Below are 21678 nucleotides of genomic sequence, written 5' to 3'. Positions count from 1 at the left end.
CATGTACCAATATGACACTTACGATCAGGCGATGGTGGATGCCCGCGTTGCCGAATTCCGCGACCAGACCCAGCGTCGCCTCGACGGGCAGCTGAGCGAGGCGCAGTTCCGCCCGCTCCGCCTGATGAACGGCCTGTATCTCCAGCTGCACGCCTATATGCTGCGCGTCGCCATTCCCTATGGCACGCTGTCGGGCAAGCAGATGCACATGCTCGCCCACATCGCGCGCAAATATGACCGCGATTACGGCCATTTCACCACCCGCCAGAACATCCAGTATAACTGGATCAAGCTCGCGGATGCGCCGGATATTCTGGCCGATCTCGCATCGGTGGAGATGCACGCCATCCAGACCAGCGGCAACTGCATCCGCAATATCTCGTCCGACCAATATGCCGGCGTCTCCGCCGACGAGGTCGCCGATCCGCGCCCGCTCGCGGAGCTGCTGCGCCAGTGGTCGAGCTTCCACCCGGAGTTCACCTATCTGCCGCGCAAGTTCAAGATCGCGGTGATCGCGAGCGCAGAGGATCGCGCGGCCATGCGCCTGCATGACATCGGCATCGAGCTGGTGAAGAAGGATGACGAGATCGGCGCCCGCGTGTTCGTGGGTGGCGGCATGGGCCGCACGCCGATGGTCGCGCCGGAAATCCGCGACTTCGTGCCCTTCGCCGAAATCGTCTCCTATCTGGAGGCGTGCCTGCGGGTCTACAATCGCCACGGCCGACGCGACAACAAGTACAAGGCGCGGATCAAGATCCTCGTCCACGAAATGGGCCGGGAGGAATATACCCGCCAGGTCGAGGAAGAGTTCGCGCACATGAAGACGCTCGGGCTCGATCCGCCGCTCGCCGAACTGGCGCGCATTGCCGATCACTTCGCGCCGCCCGCCTATGAGACCGGCCTTTCGGACGAGATCGATCTCTCCGACCGTGATTTCGCGGCCTGGGTGAGCACGCAGGTGAAGCCGCACAAGGTGCCGGGCTATGCCATCGTCAACATCAGCCTGAAGCCCATCGGCGGCATTCCGGGCGATGCTTCCTCCGCGCAGATCGACCTGATGGCCGAGCTGGCCGAGAAATACAGCTTCGATGAGCTGCGCGTCACCCACGCCCAGAACATCGTGCTGGCGCATGTGAAGAAGGCGGATCTCTACGCGCTGTGGAAGGCGCTGGAAGAAGCCGATCTCGGCACCGCCAATCTCGATCTCATTAGCGACATCATCGCCTGCCCGGGCCTCGATTATTGCAGCCTTGCCAATGCACGCTCGATCCCGGTTGCGCAGAAGATCGCGCAGCGCTTCTCCGATCTCGATCGGCAGAAGGAGCTGGGCGAGCTGAAGCTGAAGATCAGCGGTTGCATCAATGCCTGCGGCCACCATCATGCCGGCAATATCGGCATTCTCGGCGTCGACCGGAAGGGTGTGGAGAATTACCAGCTCCTGCTTGGCGGCTCCGGCGCGGACGATGTCAGCCTCGGCCAGATCACTGGTCCTGGTTTCGACGAGAACGGCATTGTCGATGCGGTCGAGAAGGCCACCAACGTCTATCTCGCAAACCGTCAGGAGGGCGAGCGCTTCGTCGACACCTTCCGCCGGATCGGCATGGCCCCGTTCAAGGAGGCACTTTATGCTTGAATATCTGTCCCTGCGTGAAGGCGGCGAGGCAGCCGAACTGCCCGCCGTGACGTTGGAGGCCTTTTCCGGCCAGAGCAATTCGGCTGCGGTGCGCATCGAGCCGGGCGAGGACGCCCGCGAGTTGCTGCCGCATCTGGACCGCGTGGCGCTGGTGGAAGTGAACTTCCCCGTATTCGGCGACGGACGCGGCTATTCGGCGGCACGCATCCTGCGTGAGGCTGGCTATGCCGGCGAGTTGCGCGCGGTGGGCGATGTCGCGATCGACCAGATCAGTCACATGGTTCGCTGCGGGTTTGACAGCTTCCGGCCGGACAAGCCGCTCGACCCCGCTTTGGTCGAAGCGGCGCTGACCCGCTTCCCAGGTGTCTACCAGAAGACCGTCGATCCGCGCGCGCCGATCTGGGCGCAGCGCCACGGAGCAAGCAATGGCTGAAGCCGCTCGCCAGATCGACCGGATCGACGCCGCCCCGCGCTGGACGCAGGCGGATGCGGACGCGCTCAACGAGCGCTTCGCAGGCGTGGATGCAGGCACGATGCTCAAGACGCTGTTCGCCGAGGATGCGCTCGGCACGGTCGCCGTCGTCTCCTCCTTCGGCACGGAAAGCGCGGTGCTGCTCCACCTCATTGCACAGGCGGACAAGAGCGTGCCGGTGATCTTCGTCGACACCCTCAAGATGTTCCCGGAAACGCTGGACTATCGCGATACGCTGATCCGCACCCTCGGCTTCACCGATAGCCGCGTGGTCGAACCGAAGGCCGATGTGCTCGCGGCGAAGGACGACAAGGGTCTGCGCTGGTCCTACGACCCCGATGGCTGCTGCGAAATCCGCAAGGTCGAGCCGCTGGCCCGCGCCAAGCAGGGCCTTGATGCGTGGATTAGCGGACGCAAGGCCTTCCAGTCCGTGACGCGCCAGAATCTGCCGCGCTTCGAGATCGAGGACGGGCGCCTGAAGATCAATCCGCTGGGTGATTGGGACAAGGCGGCGCTGGAAGCCTATTTCACCGCGCACGACCTGCCCCGCCATCCGCTGGAAGCACAGGGCTATCTCTCGATCGGCTGCGAACCCTGCACCAGCAAGGTGATGCCGGGCGAAGACCCGCGTGCCGGCCGCTGGCGCGGCTGGGACAAGGTGGAATGCGGTATCCACACCAGCTCGACGCCGCTGGCGGACCCGGAAGACCCGGCCAACCAGCCGGCGTTTTGACGGGAAGCTCGGCGTCGAAAGCCTCGGGGCCTGTCCGGGATCGCCGCTTCATCTATCGTCACCCCGGGCTTGAACCGGGGTCCAGCTTTCCCCGCCGCACTGCCCGCTCCCCGCAGAGCTTCGCAGAAGCAGAGAGAGTCGATCGCTCCCAAGAGAAGCGGGACCCCGGGTCAAGCCCGGGGTGACGGCGGGAATTGATGCGAATTCATCCAACCCTTCCGTTTAGCGCCGCCGGCAGCTAGGCCGTAGGAACCTTCACCCCGATCGCCGCCCCAGCCGAAAGCCCCCATGCCCACCTCCCCCACCCCCTATGACGCCATCATCCTGGGCGCCGGCGCAGCGGGGCTGATGTGTGCGGCGGTCGCTGGGCAGCGGGGGCGCAAGGTGCTGCTGCTCGATCATGCCGATGAGCCGGGCAAGAAAATCCTCATTTCCGGTGGCGGGCGGTGCAACTTCACCAATCTCCATACCGCGCCGGATCGCTACCTCTCCGGCAACCGCCATTTCGCCAAATCGGCGCTGAGTCGCTACACCGCGCAGGATTTCCTAGCGCTGGTCGAGCGTTATGACATCGCCTGGCACGAGAAGACGTTGGGGCAACTCTTCTGTGACGGCAGCGCGCGGCAGATCGTCGCCATGCTCCTGGAGGAGTGCGCGAAGGGCGCTGTCGACATCGCCTGCGCCTGCCCGATCCGGGAGGTCACCCATGCCGATGGCCAGTACCACGTCGACACCCCGCGTGGCATCGCGACTGCGCCGGCGCTGGTCATCGCCACCGGCGGGCCATCGATCCCCAAGATGGGCGCGACCGGCTTTGCCTATGACCTCGCCCGCCAGTTCGGCCTCAAGGTCGTGCAGCCGCGCCCGGCGCTGGTGCCGCTGACCCTGAGCAGTGACGATGCCCTGTTCCGCGAGCTCTCTGGCGTCTCGGCCGATGTCGTTGCCCGCGCCGGCAAGACGCGCTTTCGCGAGGCGGCACTGTTCACGCATCGCGGGCTTTCCGGTCCGGCAATCCTGCAAATCTCCTCCTACTGGCGCCATGGCGAGGGCGTCGGCATCGATTTTCTGCCCGATCATCCGCGCGACTGGCTACTTGCCGCCAAGCGCGAGGCCCCGCGCATGACCCTGCGCCGCCTGCTCCGCGCCGCTCTGGCCGAGCGCCTCGCGGACCGGCTGGCAGCCGATCTCGCGCTGGATGCAGAGCTCGGCAATCTGCCCGACCGCGCCCTTGCCGCGGCGCAGGCGCGGTTGGCGGACTGGACGTTCATGCCCAATGGCAGCGAGGGCTATGCCAAGGCGGAGGTGACAGCGGGCGGCGTCGATACCGCCGGCCTATCCTCGCAGACGGTGGAGGCCAAGGCGGTTCCGGGCCTGTATGTGATCGGCGAGGCGGTGGATGTGACCGGCTGGCTGGGCGGGTACAATTTCCAGTGGGCCTGGGCCAGCGCTCATGCGGCGGGCCAGGCTATTTAAGTCCGCCGCACCGTCAGGGCACCCACGTGCTCCTGCGAAGGCAGGAGCCCAGGGCGGAAAAGCCGGTCGATTGCGCCCTGGGTTCCTGCCTTCGCAGGAACACAACATCAGCCACAACCGCCCCTAGCCGCCGGGAAGAGCTCAGGCGCCCTCCTTCAATCCTTCACTCATAACCATCATCCGCCCCGGCATAGCTATCGTCCGCCAGATCGGTGAACCGCGTGATCTTGGAATCGAAGTAGAGCCTCACCTTGCCCGTGGCGCCGTGGCGCTGCTTGGCGACGATCAGCTCGGAATGGCCGGTGATCCGGTCCATCTTCTCGCGCCAGGCGGCATAAGCGCCCTCGTCCTCGATCTTGGGCTCCTTGCTCATCTCATAATAGTCCTCGCGATAGAGGAACCACACCATGTCGGCGTCCTGCTCGATCGAGCCGGATTCGCGCAGGTCCGAGAGTTGCGGGCGCTTGTCCTCGCGGCTTTCCACCGCGCGGCTGAGCTGGGAGAGCGCGATCACCGGCACCATCAGCTCCTTGGCGAGCGTCTTCAAACCACGGCTGATCTCGGAGATCTCGTTGACGCGGCTATCGCCGGTCTTGCCCGAGCCTTGCAGAAGCTGGAGATAGTCGACCACGATCATGCCGATATTGTGCCGGCGCTTGAGGCGGCGGGCACGGGTGCGCATCGCCGCGATGGTGAGGCCAGCGGTATCGTCAATGAACAGGGGCAGATCCTGCAACTCGCGCGAGGCGCGGACGAGGTTCTGGAACTCGCTATGGTTGATCCGCCCCATGCGCAGCTTCTCGCCGCTGATGCCCGACTGCTCGGCGAGAATACGCGTCGCCAGCTGGTCGGCGGACATTTCCAGGTTGAAGATGGCAACCGGCGCGCCGATCGACTTTTCCGGCGGGATGCCGTCGGCCATGTCGCGCATCCAGCGGCTGGCGGCATTGTAAGCAATGTTGGTTGCCAGCGAGCTCTTGCCCATGCCGGGGCGCCCGGCAACGATGATGAGGTCCGACGGATGAAGGCCACCGGTGCGGTTGTTCAGGCCATCCAGGCCCGAGGTGATGCCCGAGACATGGCCGCCGGAATTGAGCGCCTTCTCCGCCATGCCGACCGCAAGCCGCGTGGCCTGCGCGAAGGTCTTCATGCTGCCGGTGTCACCGCCCTGCTCGGCCACGGCATAGAGCGCCAATTCCGCCTGCTCGATCTGCCCCTTGGGGTCGATGGCATCGGAGGTGTCGAGCGCCTTGTCCACCAGCTCCCGTCCGACGCCGACCAGCTCGCGCAGCAGCGCCAGATCATAGACCTGCCGGGCAAAATCGCGCGCGCCGATCACCGCCGCGCCGCTGCCGGTGAGCTGCGCAAGATAGGCCGGGCCGCCCAGTTCCTTGAGCGCGGGATCGCTTTCCAGCAGCGGCTTCAGCGTGACCGGATTGGCGACCATGTTGCGATCGACCAGCTTGAGGATCGCCTCATAGATGCGCCCGTGCAGCGGCTCGAAGAAATGCTCGGCGCGCAGCTCCATCTGCACGTCCTCGACGATCCGGTTGTCGATCATCAACGCGCCGATCAGCGCAGCCTCCGCCTCCACATTGCGCGGCATACGGGCTTCAGAGCCGGGCACATCGGGCACCGGGGCAAGACGGATCGTGTTTTCTGACATGGGGGACGCATTGTCCTCTCTTCCGAGGTGCGGCGCAAGAGCCGAGGGTGTGCGCCCTGTGGAACCTGGGGATAACAATGGGGATGGTTTTTGGAAGTGGCCACCTAAACTCCGTCACCCCGGGCTTGACCCGGGGTCCCGCTTCTCATCACATCAGCCCATGGATCGGGAACGGCAGGGCGGCTGGGTCTACATCATGGCAGATCGCTATCGCGGCACGATGTATGTCGGCGTGACCGCTCATCTCGGCGCGCGCGTTCTCCAGCATCGCAGCGGAACGGGATCCGACTTCTGCGCCCGTTATGGATTGACCCGACTGGTGTGGGCGGAGCCGGGCGAGGACATCGCCCAATGCATCGCTCACGAAAAACGGCTCAAGCGCTGGCGGCGCGAATGGAAGTTCGCGCTGATCGAACGTGATAATCCCGACTGGAAGGACAGGTTCGATCTGCTGGTTTGAAGAAGCGAGACCCCGGGTCGAGCCCGGGGTGACGAGAGAAGAGAGGTCGATCTGCCGCGCAATCCGTGGCACAAACCCTCACCCTAACCCCTTCACCGCCTCCAGAACCTCGGCGGCATGGCCCTTCACCTTCACCTTGGGCCACACGCGCACGATCTTTCCGTCCGCATCGGCCAGGAAGGTCGCGCGCTCGATGCCCATATATTTGCGGCCATAAAGGCTCTTCTCGACCCAGGTGCCGAAGGCCTCGCACACGCTGCCATCGCCATCGGATGCCAGCGTGACGGCGAGGCTGTGCTTGTCGGCGAAGCGCTTGAGCTTGGCCGGCGCGTCCTTGGAGACCGCGATCACCGGCACGCCCAGCGCGCCGAACGCATCGATCAGCCCGGTGAAGTCGATCGCCTCGGTGGTGCAGCCGGGCGTATCGGCCTTGGGGTAGAAATAGACGACCAGCGGCTTGCCACGAAAATCCGCGAGCCGGATCGGCGCCTCGTCCGCACCGGTGAGAGTGACGTCGGGCAGGGTATCGCCTTCGCTCAGCATCATGTCGTTCCTTCCGATGGCGCCGCCTGGCCGGCCAGCGCGTTCCAGCTCGTGGCGATGATCTGCCGCGCGGCATCGATTCGGGCAAGCAGCTCGCCCCAGTCGCGGGCCCCGCAGGCCCGTGCGACCAGCCAGCGGCTTTCCTCCACCGGCTCGCTCGATTGCGGCGCGACGAGGCGGGCGACGACCAGATAGCGGGTCAGCAGGTCCGCCGCTTCGCGCAACGCGCCATCCAGCAGCCCGGCGGCGACCAGCCTCTCCAGCGCGACGTTGAGACTGGGCGAGAAGCCGGTGCGATGGGTGAGCTGCGTCACATGGATGAGGAATTCCAGATCGACGAGCCCGCCCGGCATCAGCTTCACGTCGAGCGGGCCGGCCGGCGGCTTGTGAGTGGCGATGTCGCGCCGCATCTTCACGGCCTGTGCGAGCAATTGCGCGGGGTCGCGTTCGACCATCAGCGTCTGCCGGACGATCTCGTCCAGCGCGGCACGGGCGCTGGGCGATCCGAACACCGGGCGGGCTCGGGTGAGCGCCAGATGCTCCCAGGTCCACGCCGCCTCGGCCTGATAGCGCGCGAAACTCTCGAAGCTGACCGCCAGCGGCCCCTGATTGCCCGAGGGGCGCAGCCGCGTGTCGACCTCATAAAGCGCCCCGGCGGCAGTCGGCACGGAGAGGGCGTTGATCACCCGCTGGGACAGGCGGTTATAATAGAGCGTCGCACCCAGAGGCCGGCGCCCATCCGACTCCGCATTGAAATCGCCGCTGAACAGGAAGATCAGATCGAGGTCGGAGGCATGGGTGAGCAACCCACCGCCAAAGCGCCCGAGCGCCAGGATGGCCAGCTCGCTACCCGGCACCCGGCCATGGGTCTGCTCGAACTCCGCCACGGCTGCTGCGGCGAGCACATCCACCGCCGCCTCCGCCACCCGCGCATAGCCCCGCCCGATCTCGAGCGGATCGACCTCGCGACTGACGATCTGCACGCCCAGCGCAAAGCGCCGCTCGCCCACGACATGGCGGACATGGTCGAGCCGATGCTGGAAGTCATCGCCGGCATCATGCGTGCGCATCGTCTCAATGAGCGTCGGCACATCGGGCGGCAGATCGAGCGCGCTCTGGTCGATCAGCCCGTCGAACAGTGCCGCGCGCCGCCCCAGCGCATCGGCCAGCGTGGGCGCGTGCGAGAGGATCGTCACCAGCGTCTCGGCCAGTGCCGGGCGCGCGACCAGCAGGCGCAGCAGATTGACCGCCGTGGGCAGGCCTTCGATCACCTGATCCAGCTTGTTGAGCGCAGTCAGCGGCGCCGGCGCACGGGCGATCTGGCGCATCAGGCCGGGCAGCAACTCCTCCAGTGCCTCGCGCGCCGGGGCGCTGCGCAGCGGGCGCAGGCTGCCGTCCCGCCAGCGAGTGATGCGCGCGACGAAGGGCTCGGTCTCCTCGATGCCGATGTCCTCCAGACGCTGCGCCAGTGCGCGCGGCTCATCGGGCAGGCGATCATCGCCTTCCTCATCCTCGCCGACCAGCCCATCGAAAGTGAGGCCGGTCGCCTCGACATGCGGCCGCAATGCCGCGAGCAGTGCCGCGCCGTCGGCATAGCCGGCCAGCTGCGCGACATTGTCCAGCGCAGCCGGGCTTTCCGGGAGCATGTGCGTCTGCCGGTCATCGACCATCTGCAGACGATGTTCGATCGTGCGGAGCATCACATAGGCCGCATCGAGCCGCGCGCGCTCGTCAGGCTTGATCAACCCCGCCTCGCCCAGCACGCGCAGCGCCGCGCGCGTGGCCGGTGCCCGCAGCGCGGGATTGCGCCCGCCCTGAATGAGCTGGTGCGCCTGCGCGAAGAACTCCACCTCGCGAATGCCGCCGCGCCCGCGCTTCAAATCGAAGCCGGGGCCAAAGCGCTGGCCACTGGCATAATGCGCGCGAATGCGGCGCGAGACGTCGCTAATCGCCCGGATCGCACCGAAATCCAGACTGCGCCGCCAGACGAATGGCCGGATCGTGCTGAGGAATTCCTCGCCCAGCGCGATGTCGCCGGCCGCCGCACGGGCGCGCACGAAAGCGGCCTGCTCCCAACCGACCGCGGCGCTCTCATAATAGCTGATCGCCGCTTCGACCGGCAGGATGATCGGCGAAACCTCGGGCGACGGGCGCAGCCGCAGGTCGACCCGGAAGACATAGCCGTCCCCGGTCCGCTCGGTGAGCAGCGCCACCATCCGCCGCGCCAGCCGCAGCGCTGCTTCCTGCGGCTCTTCCTTACCGCGCGTCGGGATCGTTTCAGGGTCGAAGATCAGGATCGGGTCGATGTCCGAGCTGTAATTGAGCTCCCGGCTGCCATGCTTGCCCAGCGCGATCACCGCGATGCCGCGCGGCGCCTCATCCGGGTAGCGCTCGGCAAAGGCCGCGTTCAGCGCCGTTTCGATGGCTTCGTCGGCAAAGTCGGAGAGCCGCCGGGTGACGATATCCAGATCCCAGAGTCCGGCGAGATCGGCAATCGCTGCCACCAGCGCGAGCGCGCTGCGCCGCACCCGCAGACGCCGATCCACCGCCGCATCGGGCTCCAACGCCCGCCCGGCCGCCCATGCAGCCTCCGCATCCCCCTGAAGCAGCAGTGCAACCAGCTCGGGATAGACATCGATCTGCCGCGCCAGAAACGGCGAATGCGCCCGCGCGCGGTCAAGGGCATCGGCAACGGGGGTGGTGGTCAGGCTCTCCATTGCCGCCTCTTAGCGGCAGGAGGGTTGGGCGGGAAGGTCCGTGACGGCTCCGCCGCCACGCCCGCTCCAATCCAGCTGCCCGCCCACTGATTGACATGTGACTATATGGTCACTTATTGCGCTGCCCATGGATGCAGTCTTCGATGCTCTCTCCCACCCTGATCGACGCGCGTTGCTTGACTTGTTGGTTGAGCGCGACGGGCAAAGCGTGAGCGAATTGCAGGCCCGATTTCCCGTGTCCCGCTTTGCCGTAATGAAGCAACTCAAGCTGCTTGCTGCGGCCGGGCTCGTCACAAGCCACAAGAGCGGGCGGGAAAAGCGCCACTATCTCAATCCCGTGCCGATCCGCCTCGTCGCGGATCGCTGGATATCCCGCTACGCGGCACCCTTTGTGGGGGCGCTCGCTGATCTCAAGACACAGGCAGAAAGGACCTCAACCGTGGCCGATCCAAGGCATGTTTACGAACTCTATGTGCGCGCGCCAGCCCAGGCGGTGTGGGACATTCTGACCGATGACGCCAAGACGCCGCTCTACCAGCATTTTGACATGACCTCACAGACGGACTGGCGCGTCGGCGGTGCGATTTCCTTCATGATGGACGACCGCCCAGTGATCGTCGGCGAGCTTCTCGCGCTCGAGCCGCCCAAGCGTCTGGTCATGACCTTTCACGCCCGCTGGTCAGCGGAAGTGGCTGCCGACAAGCCATCACGGGTAACTTGGACCATGGAGGATATCCCCGGCGGGGCCTGCAAAATCACCCTGATCCACGATGACTTTGGTGGGGATAGTGCCACGAGCCGTCAGGTCGGGGGTGGTTGGCCGGAAACCCTATCGCGTCTCAAAACGCTGGTGGAGACCGGCACGCCTTTTGAAATCACCCCGGCTTATGCCCCCGCGGGCGGTGACGGCGCCTAAACCGCCACCTCGCGCCACGCCCCCGGAGCCAGGCCGTCCAACGTCCACTGCCCCACTTGCCAGCGCACCAGCCGCAGGGTCGGGTGGCCGACCGCTGCGGTCATGCGGCGCACCTGGCGGTTGCGGCCTTCGCTGATGGTGAGGCGCAGCCAGCAATCGGGCACGCTCTTGCGCACGCGAATTGGGGGATCGCGCTCCCAGAGGTCCGGCGGTGCGATGCGGTCGGCCTGCGCGGGGCGGGTCATGCCGTCATTGAGCATGACGCCGCGCCGCAAGCGCTCGAGCGCCGGCTCGTCCGGCTCCCCTTCCACCTGCACGAGATAAGTCTTGGGCGTCTTGTAGCGGGGATCGGAGATGCGCGCCTGCAAGCGGCCGTCATCGGTGAGCAGCAGCAGCCCCTCGCTGTCCCGGTCCAGCCGACCGGCAGGATAAACGCCCGGCACATCGATATAGGCCGAGAGCGTCGGGCGCGGCGACGGCGAGCGCGCATCGGTGAACTGCGGCAACACGCCATAGGGCTTATTGAAGAGGATGAGCCGCGCCATCGTCCGCTTAATCCTCTGGATCGAGGGTGACGCTGCCCTGACTGGCCAGCGCCGCGATCAGCGCCAGCACCGCCGCATCCGGGGTCTTCACCGGCACGTCATCCCCTGCGCAGAGCTGCTCGGCGAAGCGCGCCGCCTCCCCCGTGCAGGCAAACGCCTCGCCATCGACGAACAGCGTCAAGGCATCCGCCCCGTCACGGACAAACACGAACCGGCTGGCCGGATTGCGTCGCACCGGCAAGCCGTCGTTCAGCGCATCCTGCACGTCCTCCGCCAGCACCGGCGCTTCAGGCCGCCAGTCTGCCTGCGGATATTTGGGCGTGCTGCTCGCTTGCCCGAACCAGCGCGCGAATCCGGCGCGATCCGCCAGTGCCTGCGTCGCCAGATCGTGCAGCCGCGCCAGTGCCTCGGCTGTGATCTCGCCAGGATTGGTCTGTAGCGGCAGGCCGGGGTCGGCATAACGATCATCCTCGGCCAGCCCTTCTGCGACATGGGCGCTCCAGTCCTCGATCAGGTCGCGCTGGGAAGGCGCGCGAAAGCCGATGGAATAGGTCATGCAGTCCGGCCCGACCGCCACGCCATCATGCGCGATGCCCGGTGGCAGATAGAGGATGTCGCCCGGCTCCAGCACCCATTCCTGCGTCGGCACGAAGTCCGCCAGCAGGCGCAGGTCGTCATGCGGGCGCAACGGCGTCGCCTCGTCGCACAGACCGCCGATCTGCCAGCGCCTTTTGCCCGCGCCCTGGATGAGGAACACGTCATATTGGTCGAAATGCGGCCCGACGCCCCCGCCGTCCGTGGCATAGCTCACCATCACATCGTCCATCCGCCAATTGGGGATGAAGCGGAAGGGCGCCATCAGCGCGGCCACCTCCGCGACATAATGATCGACTGCCTGCACCAGCAGCGTCCATGGCGCATCGCCCAGCTCGCCAAAGCGCGCCTCGTGCAGCGGGCCGTGCTCGACGGCCCAGTCGGTGCCGGCCTGCGTAATGAGGCGCGATTCCACCTCCTCCTCGCAGGCCAGGCCGGCGAGATCATCGGGCTCCAGCGGATTAACCCACTCGGCCCACGGATTGCGGATGAGCAGCGGCTTGCGCTGCCGATACTCCCGCAGGAACAGATCGACATCGAAATCGGCGAGGCGCATCGCCGCGCTCAAAACGCCTTGCTCGCATAATCGGCGCGGAAGCGGCCGGCGAATTCGGCGAGCCGCCCGGCGCCGATCGCATCCCTCAGCCCAGCCATCAGCGCCTGATAGAAATGGAGATTGTGCTGCGTCATCAGCATCGCGCCCAGCATCTCGCCGGCCTTGACCAGATGATGCAGATAGGCGCGGCTGACGCTGCCGCAGACCGGGCAGGTGCAGCGCGCATCGAGCGGTGTCGGATCCTCGGCAAAGCGCGCATTGCGGATGTTGAGCGGCCCGGCCCAAGTGAACGCCTGCCCGTTGCGCCCGGAACGGGTCGGCAGCACGCAATCGAACATGTCGATGCCGCGCTCCACCGCGCCGACAATGTCGTCCGGCTTGCCAACGCCCATCAGATAGCGCGGCTTCTCCACCGGCAGATGGCCCACGCAATGGTCGAGGCAGGCGAACATCGCCTCCTGCCCCTCGCCCACGGCAAGGCCGCCGACGGCATAGCCATCAAAGCCGATCTCAACGAGCGCCTGCGCAGACTGCTGGCGCAGCTCCTCATCGAGCGCGCCCTGCTGGATTCCAAACAGCGCCGCCCGCGCGGCATGGTCTCCGCCCGCATCGAAGCCCGCGCGCGAGCGCGCCGCCCAGCGCATCGAACGCTCCATGGCCTGCGCCTGCGCATCGCGGCTGGCGGTCGTGGGCACCAACTCGTCAAAGCACATCACGATATCGCTGCCGAGCAGCCGCTGGATTTCCATCGATCGCTCGGGGCTGAGCATATGGCGCGAGCCATCGATATGGCTGGCGAAGGCGACGCCCTGCTCGGTCACCTTGGTGAGCGCAGACAGGCTCATCACCTGATAGCCACCGCTATCCGTGAGGATCGGCCGCTCCCAGCCGGAGAGCGCATGCAGCCCGCCCAGCGCCGCTACCCGCTCCGCACCGGGTCGCAGCATCAGATGATAGGTATTGCCCAGGATGATATCCGCGCCCGCCGCGCGCACTTCCGCAGGGCGCATCGCCTTGACGGTCGCCGCCGTGCCGACGGGCATGAAGGCCGGCGTGCGGATCACGCCGCGCTTCATGACGATCTCGCCGGTGCGGGCCTTGCCGTCCGTGGCGGCGATGCTGAAGGCGAACCGCGCGGACTGGGGATCGACCGGCACGCGGAAGGGCGGGGGAGTATGCGGGGCGCTGTCGCTCATGCCCGCGCCATAGCGCGCCACGGCCGCATTGACACCCCCCGGCGGGCGACGTGTGTCAAGCCAAGAGGATATAGCGAACACCCTTCACCCTTCTCCCCTTGAGGGAGAAGGATACGCAGCCTTGCCGCCTTCTGGCGGCTAGGCGGAGTTGGATGAGGGGTGGCGGATCTCTGATCCGCGCGATCCTGGGGATCGCTCGCCCCTCTCCCAGCTTCGACTAAGGCAGCAAGCTGCCAAGTCTGCGCATCCCTCTCCCTCAAGGGGAGAGGGCATGAAGCCCACCGGCAACTTTCCTTCACCGCCGTTAGATAATCCCGCAAAATTCCATCTGGACCGCCCGCGCACCCGCGCTAAAGTCCGCGCCAGCCGAGGAGCCCACAAGGCCCCGGACCAATCGCCTGCCCCATGCTGCCCGGGGGCGGGCATCATCGGGAGAGATCAGTGGCAGAGTTCGACATGATTGATGCAACGGCCTGGGCGGCCATGCTGCTCGGGGCCTTCACGCTGGCCGCCGCCATCGGCGCGCTGCGCAAGCCTGGCCTGTGGCAGACGATGGTCAAGGAGATCGAGCAGTCGCCTGCCCTGCAACTGCTTTGCGGGCTGGTGGAGCTGATCCTCGGGGCAGCGGTCTATCTCGCCAATCCATGGATTCCGGCGGATATCCTCACCTGCATCATGAAGGCCATTGGCGGCATCATGATGATCGAGGCGCTGGTCGTGCTCGCCTTCTCGGACCTCTACTTCCACTTCTGGCTGCGCAATCTGGCAAACATGCAGCGCATCTGGGTGGCGCTGACGCTGGTCTGCGGGCTGGCCCTCACCGTGGCGGGACTGATGCGGCTCAACTGACCGCGCGCGGCATCCTGCATGATGCCGGAAGGACGCAGGCGGACAGGATTGTCGACGCAGAGACGGGCGTGATCGGCGCGGCGGGAGCCTTCTGCCTCCTGCGGCGTTGCACGGATCAGCCTCTTGTCGGAGTTTCAACTTGCGCCCTTTCCCCTCCCTATCCCCTTGTCTTCTCGCCATTCTGGCCGTCGCCCCCGCTTTGTCGGCACCCGCCCTCGGCCAGACCACAACGGCGGCAAGCGAAGCCGCCGAGCAGCGTGAAGCCGCACGCGCCCGCGCGGGGGACCGGCTGACCATAGGCCTGGGCGCCGCAGTGATCCCGGAATATGAGGGCGCCAACGGCACCAGCATCACGCCGGTGCCCGGTGCGGTCGGCAAGCTGGGCGGCCTCAACTTCCTGTATGTCGGAAACCGCGCCAGCATCGATCTGATCAACGATGGCGGCTCGCGCTGGGATTTCCAGCTCGGTCCGGTCGCTACCATCGGCCTCAACCGCACCAATGTCGACAAGATCGACGACGAACGCATCCGCGCGCTCGGCAAGGTCGGCACCTCGGTCGAGCTCGGCGGCTATGCCGGCATTGCCCGCTGGGGCCTTATCACCAGCAACTATGACCGCCTCTCTGCAACGGTCACCGCGCGCAAGGATGTCGCGGGCGCCCATGGCGGCACGATCATCACCCCCTCGGTCAGCTACATGACACCGCTGAGCACCAAGAGCCTCGCGGTCGTGTCCTTTAGCGCCAATCATGTCGATGGCGATTATGCCGGCACTTATTTCTCGATCACCCCCGCACAGAGCGCCGCAAGCACCCTGCCCGTCTACACCGCCGGCAGCGGCTGGAAGGACTGGACGCTCGCCGCCGCCGGCAACATCGCCCTGACGGGTGACCTCTCGGGCGGCCTCTCGCTGGTCGGTGGCGTTGCCTATACCCGCCTGCTCGGCGACATTGCCGACAGCCCGGTGGTCCGCCTCGCCGGATCGCGCAACCAGTGGATGTTCGGCGCGGGACTGGCCTACACCTTCTGATCCACCGCCGCGCGGGCCTTGCGTACGGCGCCCGCGCGGCGAGTCCTCTTCGGCTGACGGCACCATTGCACTCTCGCTCCAGAGGGCCTATCCTCCTGCCTTCCCCGGGGAGCCTGCTGACTGGCTGAGAGGGATGGGTAGCGCCATCCGACCCGTTGAACCTGAACCGGCTCGTACCGGCGGAGGGAGCGGAGCGTGGCCAGTCTTGCCACCCTCAAACCCTTAGCCACAGGCGCGCCGGCCCTTGAGAGGAGGGTGGCGGCGATGATGACGGGCAGCGTGCTTACCCTGCAACTGGCGCAGGTGCTGGGGCTTTATCTCATTCTTATTGGCCTTGCCGGCCTCTCCGCGCCGCAACGCTGGCGGGCGCTGCTGGATGATTTCGACCGCGCGCCCGGGCTGGTGCTGCTCGCCGGTGCGGTGACCTTCGCCATCGGGGCGGCCCTCGTGCTCGCCCACAGCAGTCTGACCGATCCGCTCGCGACCCTCGTCACGCTGTTTGGCTGGGGTGCGCTCATCAAGGGCGCGCTGCTGATCGCCGTGCCGGGGCCATTGCTGCGCATCGGCCGCGCGGTCTCCTCCGCCACCGCCACCCGCATCTGGGCGATCGCCGCGATCGTCCTTGGTCTTCTGCTCGGCATTGCCGGGCTCACCGGCCGCGCCGGTTTCCTCTGATTCCTCCGTTCACAGAAAGGCTCATCCCTATGGCTGACATCCCCGCAAAGGCCGAAATCGGCGTCACCACCGGACCCATTCGTGGCAGCCGCAAGATCCATGTCGGCCCGCACCGCGTGGCGATGCGCGAGATTCACCTCGAGCCCAGCTCCGGCGAGCCGCCGGTGCGCGTCTACGACACCTCCGGCCCCTATACGGACCCGGATGCGCGGATCGACATCATGGCCGGCCTCCCCGCCCTGCGCCGCGACTGGATTCTCGGGCGCGGCGATGTCGAGGCCTATGATGGCCGCGCGGTGAAGCCGGAGGACAACGGCCAGCTCGGCCCGGATCGCTCCGGCGGCGTCCGCCCCTTCCCCAATGTCGTCAAGCGCCCGCTGCGCGCGAAGGCCGGCGCCAATGTCTCCCAGATGCATTATGCCCGCCGCGGCATCATCACGCCGGAGATGGAATATGTCGCCGAGCGCGAAAATCTCGGCCGCGCCCGCCTCGCCAACTATGTCCGCGATGGCGAGAGCTTCGGCGCGAGCATCCCCGATTATGTAACGCCCGAGTTCGTGCGCGATGAGGTGGCCCGCGGCCGCGCGATCATCCCCAACAACATCAACCACCCCGAGAGCGAGCCGATGGCGATCGGCCGCAACTTCCTGGTGAAGATCAATGCGAACATCGGCAACAGCGCCGTCGCGTCCGATGTCGCCAATGAGGTGGACAAGATGGTCTGGTCGATCCGCTGGGGCGCGGACACGGTGATGGACCTCTCCACCGGCCGCAACATCCACGACACGCGCGAGTGGATCATCCGCAATTCGCCCGTCCCCATCGGCACCGTGCCCATCTATCAGGCGCTGGAGAAGGTCGGCGGCGTGGCCGAGGACCTGACCTGGGAGATTTTCCGCGATACGCTCATCGAGCAGGCCGAGCAGGGTGTGGATTATTTCACCATCCATGCCGGCGTTCGCCTGGCCTATATTCCGATGACCGCCAAGCGCGTCACCGGCATCGTCTCGCGCGGCGGATCGATCATGGCGAAATGGTGCCTCGCGCACCACAAGGAGAGCTTCCTCTACGAGCATTTCGACGAGATTACGGAAATCATGAAGGCCTATGACATCGCCTACAGCCTTGGCGATGGCCTGCGCCCCGGCTCCATTGCCGATGCCAATGACGAAGCGCAGTTCTCGGAGCTGTACACGCTAGGCGAGCTGACCCACCGCGCCTGGAAGCAGGATGTGCAGGTGATGATCGAAGGGCCGGGCCATGTGCCCATGCACAAGATCAAGGAGAATATGGAGAAGCAGCTGCAGGTCTGCGGCGAGGCGCCCTTCTATACCCTCGGCCCCCTCACCACGGACATCGCGCCGGGCTATGACCACATCACCAGCGGCATCGGCGCCGCGCAGATCGGCTGGTATGGCACGGCGATGCTCTGCTACGTTACGCCCAAGGAACATCTCGGCCTGCCCGACCGCGACGATGTGAAGGTCGGCGTGGTAACCTACAAGCTCGCCGCTCACGCCGCCGATCTCGCCAAGGGTCACCCGGCCGCCAAGGTCCGCGACGATGCACTGAGCCGCGCCCGCTTCGAGTTCCGCTGGCGCGACCAGTTCAACCTCAGCCTCGATCCCGAAACCGCCGAGCAATATCACGACCAGACCCTGCCCGCAGAAGGCGCCAAGACCGCGCACTTCTGCTCCATGTGCGGCCCGAAATTCTGCTCGATGAAGATCACGCAGGAAGTGCGCGACTTCGCCGGCAAGCAGAATCAGGGGGTTGAGGGCTTCATTGCCACCGGCCCGACCGGTGCGGAGACGGCGGCGGCGAGCAAGGCCGCGGCGCTCAAGGGGATGGAAGAGATGAGCAAGGTGTTCCGCGAAACGGGGAGCGAGCTGTATATGGGCAGCGAGGGACGGGAGCGGGATTGAGAGGAATACTTCCTCGGTTTATTAAACCCTCTCAAAACTTAACACTAGACAACCATCTTCAACTAAGAAATCTTACCAGATCAATGTTGTAGCGATGGCTTCCATGGCACGGAGGATGCGTTGGTAGGCACTGAGTTAGTGACCGCTAAGGCAATCAAACAAATAACTGAGACGTTTGAAACGGCCATGGACAGTCCTTCCCGAGAAATCGGGAATTATATTGCTGATAAAATCAGATTTCTTAGATACAAGTCTCTCTTGAGCATTGTCAAAAGAGCTGAAGAAAAAGCAAAAATCAACGGCATGGCACTCAAAATGCCTCCGATAAAATTTTTCCTGCCCTTTGCCGAATCCGCTTCTCTTGAAGAATAAATCGATAATAATCCTTCTTTAAGGGATGCCTGGGCGAGCCTTCTTGTTTCATCTTCCAAATCGATGGACGCTAGACATCTATTATATCTGAGAATACTGAGAGAAATCACGGCAAAGGAATTATTGCTTCTTGACAGGATGGTAAAAGATGCCCGTGGAAAACGAAATTTAGCACCCGGATCATGGGGTCATCACCATGACTGTACGATCTTTAGCCAAGATAGTATCTACGCTTTTTTGAGACAAATTGACCCTTCTGAGAAGGGCGGCATAGGAATTGCTAGTCAAATTTTAGAGCAATTAGAGGGACCTGGGAGTATTTTTTATGATGTAAATGTATATTTTGGACAGCCTTACATCGACATGCAAGAGATCGAGAGTGTTTACGATGGTGATGATTATAACAATTATGAAAGTTCTCTCGATGTTTTAAGCAGTTTAGGAGTTGTGAGGTTATTTAGGTACAGCGATGTTAGATTTGCAAAACATAAATCGTATAGCGCCGATGTTGGTGGGGCAGTCCTGACTAATTTAGGCGTTAATTTTTATGATGTTTGTCGCCCAGAAAAATGATTGATTGGCGCTGGCGCCACAGCTCGCATCTCGGATAGCTTCTATCATTGACTACATTTTTTCAATAATGCGTTCTGGCGATCTCACGCTGGTTTAGCTTCATAAACGCCGTATGACGACTCCAAACGATCTCCCCATCCGCGCCCGCCGCGCCGCCTTCAATCGCGCCATCGCGGACGCCGACGCGCAGGCCATCGGCCCCATTCTCACGCGCGACTGCGTGATGGTCACCGGCACGGATAGCGCGGTCATCGCCGGGCGGGCTGCTCAGCTGAGGGTGTGGCAGCGTGAGTTCGCCTCGCCCAGCCGGCTCGTCTATGAGCGCATCCCCGCCGCCATCACCGTCTCGCCGGTCGAGCCGATCGCGCTGGAGCAGGGAGAATGGCGGGGTGTGGCGCGGGAGAGTGGCGCGCTGGCGGCCTCGGGCGTTTACACCGCCAAGTGGCGCGAGGTCGCCGGGCAGTGGGTGATCGAGGCGGAGATTTTCGTCACACTCGCCTGAGCCGGCATCCGCCGCCCGTGCGCCGCGCACGGCTCTGTCCTCCTCGCCCGCCATGCGCTAGGGGATGGCTCCCCTTCCCCGCAACCCGTAGGAGCCGGCATGGCCGATCTGTATCTCAAGGCGCTGGAATCCGAGCGCAAGGCCCTGTGGGCGACCTGCCGCTTGAAAGGCCTGCCGCGCGACACGCCCGAGCGGGAGCGGATCGCGGCGATCGATGCGGACATTGCCGCGCACAAGGCCAAGCAGGCGGGCGGGAAGCCAGCCGGCGGGAAGCCAGCCGGTGCCAAGGCCCCCGCCAAATCTGCCGGCGCGAAGAAGGGCGGCGTGGGCAGCGCGCGCTAGGGCTTGCGCGCGGCGCCGGTCCGCCAGGGCCAGTCGGTCACGCCGCTCGCCCACAACGCCCACCAGATGATCACCGGTTGCAGCGCCAGCCGGGGCGCATGATACCACCAGCCCAGATGCGTGCCGCCGATGGCGATGTCACCCAGCGCATGGTTGAGGTTCGCCGGCCAGACGCACAGCGCATAGAGCGCGAGGCCGATGCCCGCCGCGCGGCGCAGCGGCGGGATCATCAGGCCGAGCGCCCCGGCGATCTCGGCGAGGCCCGTCAGCATCACCACCTGCGCCGGCCAGGGCACCCAGTCCGGCGTGATGGCGATGAAGCCGGCCGGCGTGCGCAGATGCGCAGTGCCGGCGACCAGATAGGCCGCCGCCAGCACCCACCGTGCCGCGCGTCGTCGCCAGGAGGTGGGCATCGCGCGCCTGACCTTAGCTGTTCCGCATATTCTCCAGCCCCTTGACCACGCCGGTCTTCTGGCTGGGCTGGGACGCATTCTGCTTGGGCGGCTTTTCCGCCTTCGGCTTGCGGACTTCCTTGTTCGACTTTTTCTGGCCCTTGGCCATTGGCGTTCCTCTCGGGGTCGCGAGCGCATCAGCCCGCACCGCGCATCCTACGCCTGTCGCCCTGCAAAAGCGCGTTTATTCGCGGATCGCCTTCCGGCGGACGATCACCCCCAGCGCACCGCCGCCATGCGCGTATCGAACGCCGCGCCCGGAACCGCTGCTGGAGCCGCCGCCGCACGGGCATCGGCCGCTTTCCAGGCTCTCTCATGGAAGAAGAACGCCACCGCATTCACCGCCGGTTCGATGAGCGCGATGCCGCCAGCCATCGCCAGCGATCCGGTGAGCAGATATGCCACCGTGAACCCCACGGTCAGGTGAACGGCCAGATAGGTCAGCGTCTTGGTCAGGTCACGGGGCATGGCAGTCCTCAATCTTTTTCCGCGCGCCGGGTACGGCAGCGGATGGCTGATCATTTATTGAGAACCGCTCGCAAATGCCAATCGATTGATCCGCTTACAGTGATGGATCGGGCGTGTGCTCCACCCCTTTCCTCCCGAATATCACCCGCACCGTATCGGCTTCCTGGGTCTGAGCAGCGGCGGCGGGCGACGTCCTAGAAGAATCGGGCTGCGGGCCATTCGCAGGCACCGCGGCCTTCCGCGGCTTTTGCCCGTCCCGCGCATAGAGCTTGCGGATGATCGCCCGCACATCGGCAGGACTGTCCCCGCTCGTCACCTCCACATAACCGATGCCAGCGCGGCGCAGGGCTTCCTTCTTCACCGCGTCGCGCGCGGCGGCCGTGCCCTGATGGTGGCCCGTGCCCTGAAATTCCACCGCGTGAAGCGGCCGGCAATCCCGGTCGACAATCAGCAGATCGACCCGCTTGGCATTGATGGCGCGGAACGCCTCATGATCCCGGCTGCCCAGAATCTCGCCGAGCGACACCTGCCCCATCGCCCGCCAGCCCGGCGCATCCTCGGCTAGCACCCGATCGATATGAGCGAGCAGTCGGCGCTCCGGCTTGTTGAGGAGGGCGCGGGGGAAGAAGGATGCGTTCATCACCGTGCGGAGCTGGTCGGCCGCATCCGGTCCATCACGCAGGCCCGCCCGGGAACTATCCTGCACCCCCACGCCTGTATGAAATGCCCGCCGCGCGTTGCGCTTTTCCCACCATGCGCGGCGCTTGGCACGGCTCGCTTTCTCGAGCGACCGCTCGATCACCATGCCGAACAGCGCACCGGCAAGCAGCAACATGAAGAGCAGCCACGGCTTGTCGATCAGTGCGAGAATTTCCTCTGGCATCAGCATCACCCGGCAAGTGCGGTCAGCGCAAGTCGCTCCCGACTCGACCTGTCAATAACAGCATGAAGTTAATGGGTGTTTGAACGTGGGCGACGCTCCCACC

At 65.2% G+C, this 21678-nt stretch carries 24 protein-coding genes and 1 riboswitch; of the genes, 14 read left to right on the top strand and 10 right to left on the bottom strand.

Annotated features, from left to right (window positions below; all coding sequences use genetic code 11):
- Position 1: 1 nt before the first annotated feature.
- The 4 genes from M2331_RS01930 to M2331_RS01915 all read left to right on the top strand — a co-directional run bounded on the left by M2331_RS01930 (position 2) and on the right by M2331_RS01915 (position 4311).
- Entirely contained in the window at positions 2-1633 is a 1632-nt protein-coding gene (locus tag M2331_RS01930; protein WP_181558724.1) for a nitrite/sulfite reductase, read from the top strand.
- Entirely contained in the window at positions 1626-2066 is a 441-nt protein-coding gene (locus M2331_RS01925) for a DUF934 domain-containing protein (protein ID WP_181558723.1), read from the top strand. Before M2331_RS01930 ends, M2331_RS01925 begins: the two co-directional genes overlap by 8 nt.
- A complete protein-coding gene (locus M2331_RS01920; protein ID WP_181558722.1) occupies positions 2059-2838 on the top strand; it encodes a phosphoadenylyl-sulfate reductase in 780 nt (259 codons plus the stop codon). The genes M2331_RS01925 and M2331_RS01920 overlap by 8 nt, the downstream gene beginning before the upstream one ends.
- 288 nt (positions 2839-3126) lie before the next feature.
- Positions 3127-4311: an NAD(P)/FAD-dependent oxidoreductase gene (locus tag M2331_RS01915; protein WP_181558721.1), complete on the top strand. Its 1185-nt coding sequence runs from the start codon at positions 3127-3129 to the stop codon at positions 4309-4311.
- A gap of 163 nt (positions 4312-4474) precedes the next feature.
- Here the strand turns inward: M2331_RS01915 and M2331_RS01910 are convergent, their stop codons facing one another.
- Entirely contained in the window at positions 4475-5977 is a 1503-nt protein-coding gene (locus M2331_RS01910; RefSeq protein ID WP_181558720.1) for a replicative DNA helicase, read from the bottom strand.
- A 160-nt stretch (positions 5978-6137) separates the two neighbouring features.
- Between M2331_RS01910 and M2331_RS01905 the strand changes: the two genes are divergently transcribed.
- The gene (locus M2331_RS01905) at positions 6138-6437 is read left to right on the top strand and encodes a GIY-YIG nuclease family protein (RefSeq protein WP_181558719.1); all 300 of its coding nucleotides are present in this window, start codon (positions 6138-6140) and stop codon (positions 6435-6437) included.
- A gap of 78 nt (positions 6438-6515) precedes the next feature.
- On the opposite strand, the gene bcp is transcribed toward M2331_RS01905, so the two are convergent.
- Both bcp and M2331_RS01895 read right to left on the bottom strand, forming a co-directional pair.
- Positions 6516-6980: a thioredoxin-dependent thiol peroxidase gene (gene bcp / locus M2331_RS01900; RefSeq protein WP_181561306.1), complete on the bottom strand. Its 465-nt coding sequence runs from the start codon at positions 6978-6980 to the stop codon at positions 6516-6518.
- Complete coding sequence (locus M2331_RS01895) at positions 6980-9697, bottom strand: bifunctional [glutamine synthetase] adenylyltransferase/[glutamine synthetase]-adenylyl-L-tyrosine phosphorylase (protein WP_181558718.1); 2718 nt, start codon at positions 9695-9697, stop codon at positions 6980-6982. Before M2331_RS01895 ends, bcp begins: the two co-directional genes overlap by 1 nt.
- Positions 9698-9824: 127 nt before the next feature.
- Between M2331_RS01895 and M2331_RS01890 the strand changes: the two genes are divergently transcribed.
- A complete protein-coding gene (locus tag M2331_RS01890) occupies positions 9825-10613 on the top strand; it encodes an ArsR/SmtB family transcription factor (RefSeq protein ID WP_181558717.1) in 789 nt (262 codons plus the stop codon).
- Here M2331_RS01890 and M2331_RS01885 read toward each other — a convergent pair.
- From M2331_RS01885 to tgt, 3 genes are read right to left on the bottom strand one after another with little or no spacing between them, the layout of a single operon-like run.
- The gene (locus M2331_RS01885) at positions 10610-11158 is read right to left on the bottom strand and encodes a pseudouridine synthase (RefSeq protein WP_181558716.1); all 549 of its coding nucleotides are present in this window, start codon (positions 11156-11158) and stop codon (positions 10610-10612) included. The genes M2331_RS01890 and M2331_RS01885 overlap by 4 nt on opposite strands.
- A gap of 7 nt (positions 11159-11165) precedes the next feature.
- Positions 11166-12308 (bottom strand): cupin domain-containing protein, encoded by a 1143-nt coding sequence (locus M2331_RS01880; RefSeq protein ID WP_181558715.1) that lies wholly within the window; start codon positions 12306-12308, stop codon positions 11166-11168.
- Positions 12309-12316: 8 nt separating this feature from the next.
- Positions 12317-13504: a tRNA guanosine(34) transglycosylase Tgt gene (tgt, locus tag M2331_RS01875; RefSeq protein ID WP_220128497.1), complete on the bottom strand. Its 1188-nt coding sequence runs from the start codon at positions 13502-13504 to the stop codon at positions 12317-12319.
- Between the two features lie 441 nt (positions 13505-13945).
- On the opposite strand from tgt, the gene M2331_RS01870 reads away from it, so the two are divergent.
- The 8 genes from M2331_RS01870 (at position 13946) to M2331_RS01835 (ending at position 19772) form a co-directional block, all read left to right on the top strand.
- Positions 13946-14353: a hypothetical protein gene (locus tag M2331_RS01870; RefSeq protein ID WP_181558714.1), complete on the top strand. Its 408-nt coding sequence runs from the start codon at positions 13946-13948 to the stop codon at positions 14351-14353.
- Positions 14354-14552: 199 nt separating this feature from the next.
- Positions 14553-15383, top strand: coding sequence for a MipA/OmpV family protein (locus M2331_RS01865; protein ID WP_264592249.1), 831 nt, complete (start codon positions 14553-14555; stop codon positions 15381-15383).
- 95 nt (positions 15384-15478) lie between these two features.
- A riboswitch (TPP riboswitch) is annotated at positions 15479-15589 on the top strand.
- A gap of 58 nt (positions 15590-15647) precedes the next feature.
- Complete coding sequence (locus tag M2331_RS01860) at positions 15648-16058, top strand: DUF2065 domain-containing protein (RefSeq protein WP_181558712.1); 411 nt, start codon at positions 15648-15650, stop codon at positions 16056-16058.
- A 29-nt stretch (positions 16059-16087) separates the two neighbouring features.
- On the top strand, positions 16088-17983 hold the full coding sequence (thiC, locus tag M2331_RS01855; protein ID WP_181558711.1) for a phosphomethylpyrimidine synthase ThiC: 1896 nt from the start codon (positions 16088-16090) through the stop codon (positions 17981-17983).
- A gap of 138 nt (positions 17984-18121) precedes the next feature.
- Positions 18122-18355 (top strand): hypothetical protein, encoded by a 234-nt coding sequence (locus tag M2331_RS01850; protein WP_181558710.1) that lies wholly within the window; start codon positions 18122-18124, stop codon positions 18353-18355.
- A gap of 138 nt (positions 18356-18493) precedes the next feature.
- The gene (locus M2331_RS01845) at positions 18494-18928 is read left to right on the top strand and encodes a hypothetical protein (RefSeq protein ID WP_181558709.1); all 435 of its coding nucleotides are present in this window, start codon (positions 18494-18496) and stop codon (positions 18926-18928) included.
- Positions 18929-19040: 112 nt separating this feature from the next.
- Positions 19041-19430 (top strand): DUF4440 domain-containing protein, encoded by a 390-nt coding sequence (locus M2331_RS01840; RefSeq protein ID WP_181558708.1) that lies wholly within the window; start codon positions 19041-19043, stop codon positions 19428-19430.
- Positions 19431-19529: 99 nt separating this feature from the next.
- On the top strand, positions 19530-19772 hold the full coding sequence (locus tag M2331_RS01835) for a hypothetical protein (RefSeq protein WP_181561595.1): 243 nt from the start codon (positions 19530-19532) through the stop codon (positions 19770-19772).
- Here the strand turns inward: M2331_RS01835 and M2331_RS01830 are convergent.
- The 4 genes from M2331_RS01830 to M2331_RS01815 all read right to left on the bottom strand — a co-directional run bounded on the left by M2331_RS01830 (position 19769) and on the right by M2331_RS01815 (position 21581).
- Positions 19769-20185, bottom strand: a complete 417-nt coding sequence (locus M2331_RS01830; RefSeq protein ID WP_181558707.1) for a DoxX family protein — start codon at positions 20183-20185, stop codon at positions 19769-19771. The two genes, M2331_RS01835 and M2331_RS01830, sit on opposite strands and share 4 nt — an antisense overlap.
- 13 nt (positions 20186-20198) lie before the next feature.
- Complete coding sequence (locus M2331_RS01825) at positions 20199-20333, bottom strand: hypothetical protein (protein ID WP_264572020.1); 135 nt, start codon at positions 20331-20333, stop codon at positions 20199-20201.
- A 104-nt stretch (positions 20334-20437) separates the two neighbouring features.
- Complete coding sequence (locus tag M2331_RS01820; protein ID WP_181558706.1) at positions 20438-20692, bottom strand: DUF2061 domain-containing protein; 255 nt, start codon at positions 20690-20692, stop codon at positions 20438-20440.
- A gap of 94 nt (positions 20693-20786) precedes the next feature.
- Positions 20787-21581: a DUF2726 domain-containing protein gene (locus M2331_RS01815; RefSeq protein WP_221270799.1), complete on the bottom strand. Its 795-nt coding sequence runs from the start codon at positions 21579-21581 to the stop codon at positions 20787-20789.
- Positions 21582-21678 lie beyond the last annotated feature (97 nt).

Source organism: Sphingobium sp. B10D7B, assembly GCF_025961955.1.
Classification (GTDB): domain Bacteria; phylum Pseudomonadota; class Alphaproteobacteria; order Sphingomonadales; family Sphingomonadaceae; genus Sphingobium.
The sequence above is the reverse complement of the archived record's forward strand: the minus strand, read 5'-3'. Positions and strand labels throughout refer to the sequence as shown.

What these genes read in the sequence shown, in the direction of transcription:
- M2331_RS01930 (WP_181558724.1), top strand. Translation starts at nt 2, where the DNA reads ATGTACCAATATGACACTTACGATCAGGCGATGGTGGATGCCCGCGTT.
- M2331_RS01925 (WP_181558723.1), top strand. Translation starts at nt 1,626, where the DNA reads ATGCTTGAATATCTGTCCCTGCGTGAAGGCGGCGAGGCAGCCGAACTG.
- M2331_RS01920 (WP_181558722.1), top strand. Translation starts at nt 2,059, where the DNA reads ATGGCTGAAGCCGCTCGCCAGATCGACCGGATCGACGCCGCCCCGCGC.
- M2331_RS01915 (WP_181558721.1), top strand. Translation starts at nt 3,127, where the DNA reads ATGCCCACCTCCCCCACCCCCTATGACGCCATCATCCTGGGCGCCGGC.
- M2331_RS01910 (WP_181558720.1), bottom strand. Translation starts at nt 5,977, where the DNA reads ATGTCAGAAAACACGATCCGTCTTGCCCCGGTGCCCGATGTGCCCGGC.
- M2331_RS01905 (WP_181558719.1), top strand. Translation starts at nt 6,138, where the DNA reads ATGGATCGGGAACGGCAGGGCGGCTGGGTCTACATCATGGCAGATCGC.
- bcp (WP_181561306.1), bottom strand. Translation starts at nt 6,980, where the DNA reads ATGCTGAGCGAAGGCGATACCCTGCCCGACGTCACTCTCACCGGTGCG.
- M2331_RS01895 (WP_181558718.1), bottom strand. Translation starts at nt 9,697, where the DNA reads ATGGAGAGCCTGACCACCACCCCCGTTGCCGATGCCCTTGACCGCGCG.
- M2331_RS01890 (WP_181558717.1), top strand. Translation starts at nt 9,825, where the DNA reads ATGGATGCAGTCTTCGATGCTCTCTCCCACCCTGATCGACGCGCGTTG.
- M2331_RS01885 (WP_181558716.1), bottom strand. Translation starts at nt 11,158, where the DNA reads ATGGCGCGGCTCATCCTCTTCAATAAGCCCTATGGCGTGTTGCCGCAG.
- M2331_RS01880 (WP_181558715.1), bottom strand. Translation starts at nt 12,308, where the DNA reads ATGCGCCTCGCCGATTTCGATGTCGATCTGTTCCTGCGGGAGTATCGG.
- tgt (WP_220128497.1), bottom strand. Translation starts at nt 13,504, where the DNA reads ATGAGCGACAGCGCCCCGCATACTCCCCCGCCCTTCCGCGTGCCGGTC.
- M2331_RS01860 (WP_181558712.1), top strand. Translation starts at nt 15,648, where the DNA reads ATGATGACGGGCAGCGTGCTTACCCTGCAACTGGCGCAGGTGCTGGGG.
- thiC (WP_181558711.1), top strand. Translation starts at nt 16,088, where the DNA reads ATGGCTGACATCCCCGCAAAGGCCGAAATCGGCGTCACCACCGGACCC.
- M2331_RS01845 (WP_181558709.1), top strand. Translation starts at nt 18,494, where the DNA reads ATGGTAAAAGATGCCCGTGGAAAACGAAATTTAGCACCCGGATCATGG.
- M2331_RS01840 (WP_181558708.1), top strand. Translation starts at nt 19,041, where the DNA reads ATGACGACTCCAAACGATCTCCCCATCCGCGCCCGCCGCGCCGCCTTC.
- M2331_RS01835 (WP_181561595.1), top strand. Translation starts at nt 19,530, where the DNA reads ATGGCCGATCTGTATCTCAAGGCGCTGGAATCCGAGCGCAAGGCCCTG.
- M2331_RS01830 (WP_181558707.1), bottom strand. Translation starts at nt 20,185, where the DNA reads ATGCCCACCTCCTGGCGACGACGCGCGGCACGGTGGGTGCTGGCGGCG.
- M2331_RS01825 (WP_264572020.1), bottom strand. Translation starts at nt 20,333, where the DNA reads ATGGCCAAGGGCCAGAAAAAGTCGAACAAGGAAGTCCGCAAGCCGAAG.
- M2331_RS01820 (WP_181558706.1), bottom strand. Translation starts at nt 20,692, where the DNA reads ATGCCCCGTGACCTGACCAAGACGCTGACCTATCTGGCCGTTCACCTG.
- M2331_RS01815 (WP_221270799.1), bottom strand. Translation starts at nt 21,581, where the DNA reads ATGCTGATGCCAGAGGAAATTCTCGCACTGATCGACAAGCCGTGGCTG.